Genomic DNA, 12509 nt, shown 5'->3' on the forward strand with positions numbered 1-12509 from the left:
GCGGCAGCCTGTCCTACGCAGGCATCACGTCCTTCACCGCTTTACCGCGCGTCACGAATAGACGCAGCGTCACGTAAAACACCGGCGTCAGAAACAGACCAAACAGCGTAACCCCCAGCATACCGGAAAACACCGTGATCCCGGTGACGCCGCGCACTTCCGCGCCTGCGCCGTGGCCGAGTATCAGCGGAATCGTCCCGGCAATAAAGGCGATGGAGGTCATCACGATCGGGCGCAAACGCAGGCGACATGCTTCCAGCGCCGCTTCCATAATCCCTTTTCCCTGGAGCTCCAGCTCGCGGGCAAACTCGACGATCAGAATCGCATTTTTACAGGCCAGCCCCATCAGCACCACCAGCCCCACCTGTACGAATACGTTATTATCGCCGCCGGTCAGCCAGACGCCAAACAGCGCCGAGAGTAAGGTCATCGGTACGATAAGGATCACCGCCAGCGGTAGCGTCCAGCTTTCGTACAGCGCCGCCAGCACGAGGAAAGCCAGCAGCACCGCCACCGGGAAGACGATCAGCGCCGTATTGCCTTGAGTCGCCTGCTGGAAGCTCAGATCCGTCCATTCGATATTCATGCCGTTCGGCAGTATCTGCTGCGACATCGCCTCCAGCTGCGCCATCGCCTGCGAGGATGAGAGTACGCGCGGATCGGCATCGCCAATCAGATCCGCCGCCGGATAGCCATTGTAGCGAATCACCGGGTCCGGCCCATAGGTGGTACGGATATTCACCATACTGCCGATCGGTACCATTTCGCCCTGATTATTCCGGGTACGCAAATTGGCAATATCTTCCACGCTTTCGCGGAACGGCCCGTCGGCTTGCGCCATCACCCGCCAGGTCCGCCCGAACTGGTTAAAATCATTGACGTAAGACGATCCCAGATAGGTTTGTAGCGTACCGAACAGATCGGTCAGCGACACGCCCTGGGCTTTGGCCTTATCGCGATCGACCTGCACATCCAGCTGCGGAACGTTAGCCTGGTAGGTTGAGATGGGGAAATGCATCCCCGGCGTCTGCATAATGGTACCGGACATCGCGTTCACCGCGTTTTGCAGCGCGCCATAGCCAAGACCGGCGCGGTCCTGAATATAGAGCGAATAGCCGGACCCCTGGCCCAGTCCTAAAATCGGCGGCGGTAAAATAGAGAAGCCAAAGCCCTGCTGGATTTGCGCAATTTTTGCGTTGATCTCAGCGTTAATTTCCGCCGCCGTATGTTGACGCTGGTCGAACGGCTTCAGGCCAAAAAAGACCGTCCCGGTATTCGGCGTATTAGTGAACTGCAGCGCGTTAAGACCGGGAAACGCCACCGCATAATCCACGCCTTCGGTATTCATTCCGATTTCGCTCATTTTGCGGATCACCGCATCGGTGCGCGCCAGCGAAGAGCCTTCCGGCATTTTCACGCCGCCAATCAAATAGAGCTTATCCTGGGTGGGAATAAACCCGCCAGGGACGGCTTTAAACATGACGCCGGCGGCGCAAAGCAACAGCAGATAGACCACAAAAACCGCCCCGCGGCGCCCGAGCGTTTTCCCCACCAGCCCTTGATAGCCGTTCGAGCTACGGTGGAAAAAGCGGTTAAACGGACGGAAAATCCAGCCGCACAGACGATCGATAAGCCGGGTCGGGAAGTCTTTCGGCGCACCGTGCGGCTTAAGCAGTAGAGCGGCCAGCGCCGGAGAGAGGGTCAGCGAGTTGATGGCGGAGATCACCGTGGAAATCGCAATCGTCACCGCAAACTGTTTGTAGAACTGACCGGTGACCCCGGAGAGGAACGCCATCGGCACGAACACCGCGCACAGAACCAGCGCAATGGCGATAATCGGCCCGGAAACTTCACGCATCGCCTGATGCGCTGCGGCAAGCGGAGCCAATCCTTCTTCGATATTTCGCTCAACGTTTTCCACCACCACGATGGCGTCATCCACCACGATCCCAATAGCCAGCACCAGACCGAACAAACTTAGGGTATTTAGCGAAAAGCCTAACAGATAGAGGATGCTGAACGTCCCCACCACCGAGACCGGCACCGCGATCAGCGGAATAATCGACGCACGCCAGGTTTGCAGGAACAGGATCACCACCAGCACGACCAGCACCACCGCTTCCAGCAGCGTTTGCACGACCGCGCGAATGGAATCGCGAACGAAAACCGTCGGATCGTAAGGGGCCGCCCATTGCATATCCTGCGGAAAACGCTTCGCCAGCTCGTCCATTTTAGCGCGCACCGCGTTGGACAGATCGATAGCGTTGGCCCCCGGAGACTGGAAGATACCAATCCCAACCGCGTCTTTATTATTCAGCTGGGAGCGCAGCGCATAGCTACCGGAACCCATTTCAATACGCGCCACATCGCGCAGGCGGACCAGCGAGCCGTCCTGCGCCGTTTTCAGGATAATATTGCCAAACTCTTCTTCGGTATGCAGGCGCCCCTGGGCGTTAATGGAGATTAAGAAGTCGCTCTCTTGCGGCAGCGGCTCGGCGCCCAATTGCCCGGCGGAAACCTGGACGTTTTGCTCCTGCATCGCCGTCACCACATCCGAGGCGGTCAACCCGCGCGCCGCTACCTTGTCGGGATCGAGCCAGACGCGCATTGCGTATTCGCCCGATCCAAAAATCTGAATCTGCCCGACGCCGGGCAGTCGCGCCAGCTCATCCTTCACTTTTAGCGTGGCATAGTTGCGCATATACAGGGAATCGTATTTACCGCCGGGCGAAAACAGATGCACCACCAGCGTCAGAGTCGGCGACTGTTTCTGCGTGGTGATGCCTAAACGCCGCACATCTTCCGGCAGACGAGCCTCGGCCTGCGAGACCCGGTTTTGCACCTGAACCTGCGCCTGATCGGGATCGGTACCCGGGCGGAAGGTAACGGTAGTCACCAGTACGCCGTCAGAGCCGGCGACGGATTTCATGTACATCATGTTTTCAACGCCGTTGATCGCCTCTTCCAGCGGCGTCGCCACGGTCTCAGCAATCACTTTCGGGTTGGCGCCGGGATACTCCGCGCGCACCTGCACGCTGGGCGGTACGACGTCAGGATATTCGCTGATCGGCAGCAGTGGAATGGCGATTAATCCGGTGATAAAAATCAGAATCGACAGTACCGCGGCGAAGATCGGCCTGTCGATAAAAAAGCGGGAAAAGTCCATGGGTCGGATTCTCAGATAGGGGATCAGTTAAGGGCGGCGCGGGTGGTCATGGCGACGGTTTTCGCGTTAACCGGCATCCCCGGCATAAACACTTTTTGTAACCCATCGACGATGACTCTATCGCCCGGATTCAGGCCTTTATGCACGATGCGTAAGCCGGCGGCCAGGCGTCCCGGCGTGATGTCGCGACGCTGCGCTTTCCCATCTTTATCAACCACATAAACATATTTGCGATCCTGATCGGTCAGCACCGCTTTATCGTCGATTAGCGTGGCGTTAAATTCGGCGCTGCCCGGCAGGCGGACGCGGGCAAACAGTCCAGGCGTGAACTGACGCTGGGCATTATCCAGCAGCGCACGCATACGGATCGTGCCGGTGCTCGGCGTTAACTGATTATCCAGAAAATCCACTTTGCCCTGATGGGGATATCCCTCTTCGCCAACCAGGCCAATTTCTACCGGTAGCGCCAGATGATTACTGGACGCGCCCTGCCCGCTGCGGGCGAGATGTTGATAGTGAAGGTAAGTGGACTCATCCACGTCAAAGTAGACGTAAACCGTCTTCTGCGATACCAGCGTGGTAAGTACGCTGGCGCTGTCGCCGGCGGTGACCAGGTTCCCGCTGGTGATCAACGCGCGGCTGGCGCGGCCATCGATAGGCGCGGTCACTTTAGTAAAGTCCAGATTAAGCTGCGCGGCGTCAACCGCCGCCTGCGCCGCGCGAATATCAGCCTGCGCCTGGGTGGCCGCCGCACGGCGCTGCTCCCACTCTTCGCGGGAGACCAGGTTGGTATTGATTAATTTATCGGTGCGGTTAGCCTCGCTTCGCGCCAGGCTAGCCTGCGTTTTGGCTCTCGCCAGCGTCGCCTGCGCTTGCTCCAGCGCGGCGCGATAGGTACGGTCATCAATGGTGAACAACACCTCCCCCTTTTTCACTTCCTGGCCATCGACGTAGTTCACTTTATCAATGTAGCCGGAAACGCGGGGGCGAAGCTGGACGCTTTCCACCGCTTCAATCCGCCCATTAAAGCTGTCCCACTGGCTAATGGATTTCACAACCACGTCAGCGGCGCTCACCACAGGCGCTTGCGGCGCGGCGTTTTGCGCGGCCCCCTCATCGCACCCGACAAGGAGCGTGGAGAGGAGTATCGCGCCCAGCGCAGCCAGATGAACGTTACCCCAGTTTTTTTGCAGGCTCATTATTTTTATTCCGATATGGGTAGCCGCCGGGCAAGACGCAGCGGGAGACGCCGCGCCACTTCCTTTGTCCGGACAGGCTTTAGGCTATTTGTGTCGGTCATCGCCACAAAAATGTAACAGTTGCGAATACACTATTCGCGGCGATTGTAGGAAGGCGCTTAATTTAGTGCAAGAATAATTGTTGCACTTTATGTGCTATTCCCGACTTTGAGAAATGGCGCAATACTGCCAGGGTTTTAAATGCAACAATAAAACTTGCAATTAGTCTAAAAGCGATCCATTTTTAAATGCAACAAACACAAATACTTTTTTCTAAGCTGCGCGGGGGGAACCAGATGAACACTGGCGCATTCATTCACGATTTACTCGACTGGATCGACAACAATCTTGATAGCCGCCTGGATATTGAGACCGTCGCCAGGCGCGCCGGTTATTCGAAATGGCACCTGCAGCGGATATTCAAAGAGCATACCGGTTATCCTCTCGGCGAGTATATTCGCGTGCAAAAGCTGCAAAAATCGGTCGAGCGCTTAGCCCACAGCGATGAACCGATTTTGAACGTGGCGATCGCCCTCGGCTTTGACTCCCAGCAGTCCTTCAACCGCAGCTTCAAGCGTCAGTTCGGCCAGGCGCCCGGCGCATGGCGACGCAGCATCGGCAGCGCGGAGACGCAGCGATGATGCCTATGAAGAAACGGGCGGCTGGGGCTGCCGGATGTCAATCCCGGCTTTATCTCGGTGCGGCCTGCAAAGCGAGGGCCTGTGCGTATTCACTTAGCAAAGGTGCCAGAAGGGATTGAACTAGCGGCGGGGTTTACTGCCAGCGTTGCCATGATACCTTAGAAAATTTTAAATTCGTTAAAGCACCATTTTCATATCAAAACAGAGTAGGTCTGTCCCCGTGACAGAGGATGTATACGCTTTTTCGCCGATTAAAACAAAACCCCGGCTGGCATAAAAAAAACGAGCATTTGGCGTAGATGATAACTCCAGAAATTGCATTCCTGACTTCCTCGCCTCATCCAGAAGTGCAGAGAGGAATCTGGTCCCGATTCCTTTCCCCTGGAGCTCGGGGAGAACGTAGAAGGCTTTCAGTGTGTTGGTGGCCACGTCAAGGAGTGCGGTAGCGATGATCTTTCCTTCATCATCTTGCCCGATGAAAAAAAATTCTTTGGTCATTAATTCACGAAATCCATCCGGCATCAAATCTGACGTCCAGGCGCTGATAACCTCATCACTATAACTGCCCTTACATCCAAACCGAATGGCTTGATTCCTTAGCGCCCAGCACTCCTCTGCGTTTCCAGTGTTTGCAACTTTGATATTCATAAGACCTGAACCCTGCAAATTTTATTATCACAATATATTTACATTATGTGTTAGACAAACGCTTTGCAATCACTGAATACCTGCTGCATTAGCCACCCTAACGCTCTGAGTGACATCAACAGGTAACGAACTAAAAAAGGTATTGTGCAGCGAGGTTTTTCACAGGCATAGCAGCAGAATTCACAAACTGCACGCCTGTAACCCCGGTAGGGCGCCAGCCGCCACCGGGGGAAGACAGGCCGCTAGTAGCGCACGCAGACCGACTTCGTTTCGCACCAGTCGTCCAGCCAGTCGGGACCGAAATCACGGCCGGTGCCGGACTGCTTCATGCCGCCGAACGGCAGGTTAGCGTCGATCAGCGTATGGCTGTTAACCCACACCGTTCCCGCCTGCAGGCGATCGGTATAGCTCAGCGCCTGGCTCAGGTCGCGGGTCCAGACGCTGGCGGTCAGGCCAAAATCGCTGTCGTTGGCCAGGCGCAGCGCCTCTTCGCCGTCGGCCACGCGCACCAGGTTTACCACCGGGCCGAAAACCTCTTCCCGGCTGAGGCGCAGCCCGGCGTCGGGATTAATTACCAGCGTTGGGGCAATATAGTATCCTTGGGTATCCGGCCCTATATTACCGCTAATCAGTTCTGCCTTCTGCTGACGGGCGTCATCAAGATAGGCCGCCACTTTGGCGCAATGCGCCTGCGACACTACCGGGTTAATCTGGCTGCTCTCCAGCATGCCTGGCCCCACCTGTAGCGACTTCACTGCCTGCTCGAAGCCGCTCACCAGCGTATCGAACAGCGGCGCTTCGATATAAATGCGCGAACTGGCGGCACATACCTGCCCCTGATTGAGAAAGCTACCGGTCATGAGTCCCTCAATAACCCATTGCGGATCGGCATCTTTCAGCACGATAGCCGGGTTCTTACCGCCCAGCTCCAGCGTGACCCGGGTCAGACGGTCGGCGGCGACGCGGGCGATTTGTTTGCCTGTCGCCGTTGATCCAGTAAAGCTGACTTTAGCGACGTGTGGGTGAGAGGTCAGCGCCGCACCGCACCCGGTCCCGCTACCGGTCACCACGTTAAAGACGCCGTCCGGCACGCCGGCTTCGGTTGCCAGTTCCGCTACCCGCAGCAGGGTCAGTGGCGTGGTTTCCGACGGCTTAATGACGATAGAACAGCCTGCAGCCAGCGCGGGCATCACTTTCCACATGCCGATCATCAGCGGGAAGTTCCACGGTACGATCCCGGCGACAACCCCCACCGGTTCTTTTTTGGTCCACGCCTGATAGCGCGCACCCGGCGGGAAGGGAATCGACACGTCCAGGGTCCGTCCGCTGATTTTAGTGGTCAGCCCGGCGGTATAGCGCATCCAGTTCAGGGTACAGCCCACTTCGAAGGCCCGGGAAATATTAATCGATTTCCCCTGTTCAAGCGTCTCCAGCTGCGCCAGCTCTTCGCCATGCTGCTCAACCAGATCGGCGAAGCGCAGCAGAATACGTTCGCGATCGGCGGGCGTTCGCCCTGCCCAGCTGCGGGAAACGAAGGCGCGCCAGGCAGACATGACTGCCCGATCGACATCGGCGGCACTGGCGTCCGCGGTGCTGGCGATAGCCTGGCCGGTTGCCGGGTTCCAGACGGTTAAGCGCTTTTCACTCTCTGCCGCCTGCTGTGCGCCGTCGAGATATAAACCATGCTGCCTGTCTAAAAACTGCTGTACGCTGGCGAGTAGCGCGACCTCTGATGTGGACATACCCCTTCCTTATTGTTCGCGGATAGTGGTTTCAGTCTATGCCGGGGGCGCGATTCACGCTTTTTTCTCTGTGACATTCGCTTTTGCCGCTGTGACAGGCGCCGCAATTAAGGGGATTTCGCGGACAAAAAATGTGCAGCAGGTAATAGTTCTTTCATATACTCCGCCTTTTACCCTTGTCTCCGGCATCATAAATGCAACAATGCATAAACATTACCATTACAAGGGATGCGCGATGAGTACGGCAAATCGTGGACAGGATTACCAGCATTGGTTAGCCAAAATCAATCAAGTGTGCGGCCAGTTCGCCGCTCGCCCGCTGGATGATAATTTTCACGGTGAGATAGACGCCAGCTATGCGGGCGACCTGAAAGTCAGCACGGTAACCGCTCGCGGCATCAACCTCTACCGTACCCGGCAGGAGATCCAGCGCGATAACGACGCCTGGTTTTATACCGTCTTCCAGCTCTCAGGTCAGGCGACAATCGAGCAGGACGGTCGCCAGGCGATGCTGGAGAGCGGCGATATCACCCTGATTGATGCTTCTCGCCCCTGTTCAATAATCTGGCAGCAAACCTCGCGTCAGGCTTCGCTGCTGCTGCCAAGGTCGCTGCTGGAACAGCAACTGCGCGGCAGTGAAATCAGCATTGCCACCCGGCTGGCAAAAACCCTGCCGATGGTCCAGCTCAGTCAGCGACTGCTGCATGAGAGCATGAACAGCCCCGAGCTATCGGCCAGCGAAAGCAAAGCGGCGCTGGAGGCGATAGTTTGCCTGCTGCGCCCCATGCTGCACCATCAGGAGGCCCAGCCCACCCGGCGCGATAAACAGTTTCAGAAAATCATGGCGTTAATCGATGAGTCGATTCAGGCGGAACATCTGCGCCCGGAGTGGCTGGCCAGCGAAACCGGTATGTCGGTGCGCAGTCTTTACCGCCTGTTTGCGGAAAAGGGGCTGGTGGTGGCGCAATATATCAAGAATCGTCGGCTCGATCTCTGCGCCCGCGCGCTGGAAAGCGCCCATGATGATGAAAAGCTGGCGGGGATCGGCTACAGCTGGGGTTTCAGCGATCATAGCCATTTCTCCACCGCCTTTAAGCAGCGCTTCGGCGTCTCGCCGGGGGAGTATCGCAAGCGCTGCCGATAGCTATTTTTTCAGCCATTTGCCGTTAAGGCCCTGCACATACTCGCCAGGCTGCGCCCTGGCGACGAGCTTCTGCCCGGCCATTTTCGCCACCTGATCCACCGGCAGGTTGTTGTCGTCCGCCAGTTGCTGATAGCTGTCGCTGCGGGCGGCGTTGATCTGTTTAACCAGCGCCAGGGTTTCTTTATCCTGGCGCAGCGGTTGAAGATAGCCGTTCAGCGTTTCGCCGACTCGCCCCTGCTGCCGCGCTTCGCTTAGGGTTAACGCCAGCGCCTGAGTGCTCAACAACGCCAGCGCCAGCGTCGCGATTAACCATCGTTTTCTCATCATCGCTTCAGAACAGATCGCTACGGGTTTTCAGCAGATTCTCAACGTCTTTATCCACTTTGATATGAATCTCATGTTCAATTTTGACGTTCATATTGATGGTGATCGGCTCTTTCGACGCCGCAATTTCAATACGCGGCGTACAGCCCGCCAGCAGCATGGTTGCCAGAAAAGCGGTGAATAGTTTGATCATTATTGTTGTTCCTTACAGGTATGACTGTCCTGGCAGCGCTGGGCGGGCAGTCTGGCGTTCTGCTCCAGCCACGCCTGCAGATTGTCGCCGAAACGCAAGCTGCGCCACAGGTCAAAAATATTCTCTTCATGGGAGTAGTTTAAGTGCACCGTGTTGCTTTTGCCCTCTACCCGACTGGTGCCGCTGATGGTCGCCTTCAGCGTCAGTACGCCGAGGTTATCGAGATTGATCCGCGTCCACGAGGTGGCCACTTCCATATAGCGCAGCCAGTTAATGGCCGCCCCGGCGGAGACGTTGTCGGCCACCAGCGCGTCAGCGGTGTCTTTATCCAGGCGCATCGTCATCGGCCCCGGATTGCTGAACCAGCCGTCCTTAATGATCCATTTATCGTTATCCAGCCACAGCGGCAGCGCGCCGTTGAACGGGCCGGAAACGGCGAACTGCTTCACTTTAATGGCGCTAATTAATTCGCTGCTGGAGATGTTCTGCAGGCGCAGCAGCGCCGGGTCGTGCTGCGGCATCCGCAGCTGCTGCATGGTTAGCTTGCCGCCGAGAATATCGACGCTGACGTTGCTCAACTGTAAAGGAGCGTCTTCGCTCCAGGGCCAGGCTCCCTGAAGATCTGCCGTCAGATTGCGCGCCGTAAACTGGTTGACGACTTCGCCAATGCGCAGCGAAACCGGATGGCGGGTGCCAAGCTGCCAGATGCCTTCGCTAAAGCGGAACGGCAGCACGAAATCGACGCCGTTGATCTGGTTATCCGGCATCCAGGCGCTGCCGCCTTTGAGCACCCCGTGCCCCCCCGCCTCAAAGCCCTGACCGGCGGCGGCAGAGAACGCGACCTGGGCGTACAGTGAACCTTCGCGCAGGTTCATCTTCCATTCCGGCGGCACCAGCGGCTGGAAAACGGTTAATGACTGTTTCGGCCACCACGCCTGCCCGCGCAGGCGCTCGCCGTCCCAGCGTCCGGTGACGCGGACGGGGCCAATTTTTTGCGCATGCAGGGAACCATTGAACTGGAACCAGGTTGGATCGCGACCCTCAACGTTAAATTTCAGCGTTGACGGCGGCAGTTCGCTGCCGCCGCTGAAGGTGGTTTTTCCGGCATCCAGCGACAGCGCGCCGGTCAGTCGCGGATGCTGCTCATCGCGCAGCCAGTGAATCGGTTTATCCAGGGTGAGGCGCGGCGTGCTCACCAGCATGGAACCATACTGCAGCTTATCGAAACCGGTCGACAGGCTATTGAGCACGATGGCGCTATCAACCCATTCACCCGCGCCTTTAACGTCCCAGCGCGCCTGCATCGGGGTAAAATGGCCATCGCCCCAGTAGCGCCACTGCCAGCGGCCGCGGTCGGGCATAAAATTGTCGGCCTGGCCGTCGAGATGCAGGGTAAAATCCCCCATCTCCTGCTCATGGGCGCGGAGAATGGCCTGCAGGCGGCCATCCACGCCCTGCTGCGTCACGGTGACGCCCGCCAGCGGCCAGCGAATTTCATCGATGTTCAGTGAGTCGATGACCCGCCCGCGCGAACGCAGCAGCGCCCCAGGATGAAAGTTGAGGATCGGCGCGATAAGCGGACCGCTCAGCTGCGCGGGCAGTCTGGCGTAAAAAATCAGATCGCCAAGTTTGGCCTCGCCGGTCAGCTGTAGCGGCATGTCGCTGCTGTCCATACTCAGCTTACCGGGGCCAATATTGAGCACGGCATTACCCTTACCAGCCTGACCCTGGGTAAGCACGTTCAACCGCCCGCTGACCTGCATCTGTTCGGTGCCCTGTTGCCAGTTACCCACCGAAAGCGCAACGCGACCGCTTAACGCATTGCCCGCATACTCGGTGTGCCAGCGGCCATCGCTGATAGCGATACGATCCGGGGTGATTTCCCACGGCAGGTCGAGAATCGGCTCCACTTCACCACGCGGCGTGACCAACAGCTGCCCGCGATTCTCATGCCACTCCAGTTCGGCGTCGACAAGGCCGGGTGTCTGAGGAAATTCAAAAGTGCTAAACAGATGACCATCAACCGGCAAACCGTCCGGCACCAGCGGCATCTGAAACTCGCCCACCAGCTTCACCGGCGCCTGGCCTTCTACCAGACGCGCGGAAAAGTCGCTGACCGTCAGCGCCTGGCCGCGCAGGCGCGCCTGGAGAGAGACCTCTTCTCCGGCGTAACCGATATCCTGCTGCTGCGGGGTCAACGACATCACCAGACGCCCCTGCCATTTCTCCCACGGCGACAGACGCAGATTTTCAATCGTCAGCCAGCTGTATGGCAGCATCGATTGCCACTCGGCAAGGGTTTTCGGCGCCCCCGGCGCGGCTTCGCTGTGCGGTAATTTATTCAGGCAGGCGCTGTTAATATCCAGCTCAGTGATATGTAAACGCCAGCGGCTGGGGCGGGAGAGCTCGGCGTTAGCGACACGCGCGATTTCGCAGTCGCCTACCAGGTAGCGTAAATCCGGAATACGCAGGGAAGAGCGCGTCAGGCGCGGGCTCTCGCTGAGGGAGATTCGGGTGCCCGCAGGTAGCCAGATGCCTGCCAGCGTGGGCACCCAGTGGGTGAGCGTCAACAGCAAAGCCAGCGGTAGCAGCACGAGTGCTAATAATAGCGCGATGGCGGCTTTATATTTACCCTTCATGGGCAGCTAATATCCTGATTCGAAATAAGTAAAAGCCGAGAGGCCGTCATTGTGGCACGTTCGACCTGCGAGTTAAAGTTCCCATCCCGTTTAAGCGTAGTCGCCGCCCTGTGATTCACCAGCAGACCATTTAGCCGGGGTTTAGTTTTCTCCTGCGACACTGGTCACCCACCGGGAACGTAAACGGATGCTGCTGTGGACTTAATTATCTCGCTGATGGCGTACGCTCAGGGCCACTATTCATTGGTATTACTGATGGTTTTCCTGCTGACGTTCACCAAATCCTGCGCCGTTATCTCGCTGCTGATTCCGGGAACTTCCGGTCTGCTGCTGTTCGGCACCCTGGCTTCGGCCAGCGCCGGGCATTTCTTGTTAATGTGGATGAGCGCCAGCTTCGGCGCAATCGGCGGATTCTGGCTGTCATGGCTAACCGGCCGTCATTACCAGCATCATCTGTATCGTATTCGCTGGCTTAACGCCGAGCGTCTCGCGCGCGGCCAGCTGTTCCTGCGCCGCCACGGCGCATGGGCGGTTTTTTTTGGCCGCTTTCTTTCCCCCCTGCGCGCCACCGTGCCGCTGGTAACCGGCGCCAGCGGGACGTCCTTCCGCCGTTTCCAGCTGGCCAACGTCAGTTCCGGCTTGCTGTGGCCGTTAATCCTGCTGGCGCCAGGCGCTTTAAGCCTCAATTTTTGGTGAAACGTATTGTCTTTTAAAGAGATTTCTTAACTCAGCGATATGCTCTAGAATTATTACTATAGCCTGGTAATTAAACTA

Annotated in this window: 10 protein-coding genes; 3 read left to right on the top strand and 7 right to left on the bottom strand. The window is 57.6% G+C overall.

Features of this window, described 5'->3' with window-relative positions:
• Positions 1 to 13: 13 nt before the first annotated feature.
• Both oqxB and HMPREF3178_RS08065 read right to left on the bottom strand, forming a co-directional pair.
• Positions 14 to 3166 (bottom strand): multidrug efflux RND transporter permease subunit OqxB, encoded by a 3153-nt coding sequence (oqxB, locus tag HMPREF3178_RS08060; RefSeq protein ID WP_017145998.1) that lies wholly within the window; start codon positions 3164 to 3166, stop codon positions 14 to 16.
• Positions 3167 to 3189: 23 nt separating this feature from the next.
• Complete coding sequence (locus HMPREF3178_RS08065; protein ID WP_017145999.1) at positions 3190 to 4365, bottom strand: efflux RND transporter periplasmic adaptor subunit; 1176 nt, start codon at positions 4363 to 4365, stop codon at positions 3190 to 3192.
• 335 nt (positions 4366 to 4700) lie between these two features.
• Between HMPREF3178_RS08065 and HMPREF3178_RS08070 the strand changes: the two genes are divergently transcribed.
• Positions 4701 to 5045, top strand: coding sequence for a helix-turn-helix domain-containing protein (locus tag HMPREF3178_RS08070; RefSeq protein ID WP_004101642.1), 345 nt, complete (start codon positions 4701 to 4703; stop codon positions 5043 to 5045).
• A 177-nt stretch (positions 5046 to 5222) separates the two neighbouring features.
• On the opposite strand, the gene HMPREF3178_RS08075 is transcribed toward HMPREF3178_RS08070, so the two are convergent.
• Together HMPREF3178_RS08075 and HMPREF3178_RS08080 are read right to left on the bottom strand one after the other, a co-directional pair.
• A complete protein-coding gene (locus HMPREF3178_RS08075; RefSeq protein WP_004101640.1) occupies positions 5223 to 5693 on the bottom strand; it encodes a GNAT family N-acetyltransferase in 471 nt (156 codons plus the stop codon).
• A 242-nt stretch (positions 5694 to 5935) separates the two neighbouring features.
• The gene (locus HMPREF3178_RS08080) at positions 5936 to 7435 is read right to left on the bottom strand and encodes an aldehyde dehydrogenase family protein (protein WP_004101638.1); all 1500 of its coding nucleotides are present in this window, start codon (positions 7433 to 7435) and stop codon (positions 5936 to 5938) included.
• Positions 7436 to 7670: 235 nt separating this feature from the next.
• Between HMPREF3178_RS08080 and feaR the strand changes: the two genes are divergently transcribed.
• Complete coding sequence (feaR, locus tag HMPREF3178_RS08085; RefSeq protein WP_017146000.1) at positions 7671 to 8579, top strand: transcriptional regulator FeaR; 909 nt, start codon at positions 7671 to 7673, stop codon at positions 8577 to 8579.
• On the opposite strand, the gene HMPREF3178_RS08090 is transcribed toward feaR, so the two are convergent.
• The 3 genes from HMPREF3178_RS08090 to HMPREF3178_RS08100 are packed head-to-tail and all read right to left on the bottom strand — an operon-like array spanning position 8580 to position 11735.
• The gene (locus HMPREF3178_RS08090) at positions 8580 to 8903 is read right to left on the bottom strand and encodes a YdbL family probable chaperone protein (RefSeq protein WP_004112635.1); all 324 of its coding nucleotides are present in this window, start codon (positions 8901 to 8903) and stop codon (positions 8580 to 8582) included.
• Positions 8904 to 8910: 7 nt separating this feature from the next.
• A complete protein-coding gene (locus HMPREF3178_RS08095) occupies positions 8911 to 9096 on the bottom strand; it encodes a YnbE family lipoprotein (RefSeq protein WP_004101631.1) in 186 nt (61 codons plus the stop codon).
• A complete protein-coding gene (locus HMPREF3178_RS08100; RefSeq protein ID WP_017146001.1) occupies positions 9096 to 11735 on the bottom strand; it encodes a YdbH family protein in 2640 nt (879 codons plus the stop codon). Before HMPREF3178_RS08100 ends, HMPREF3178_RS08095 begins: the two co-directional genes overlap by 1 nt.
• Before the next feature lie 195 nt (positions 11736 to 11930).
• Here HMPREF3178_RS08100 and HMPREF3178_RS08105 point away from each other — a divergent pair, with 195 nt between their 5' ends.
• Positions 11931 to 12431 carry a DedA family protein gene (locus tag HMPREF3178_RS08105; RefSeq protein ID WP_004101627.1) on the top strand — a complete coding sequence of 167 codons (501 nt, stop codon included), beginning with the start codon at positions 11931 to 11933 and terminating at the stop codon, positions 12429 to 12431.
• Positions 12432 to 12509: the final 78 nt, after the last annotated feature.

This window comes from Klebsiella sp. HMSC09D12, assembly GCF_001808475.1.
GTDB classification, from domain to species: Bacteria; Pseudomonadota; Gammaproteobacteria; order Enterobacterales; family Enterobacteriaceae; genus Klebsiella; species Klebsiella oxytoca.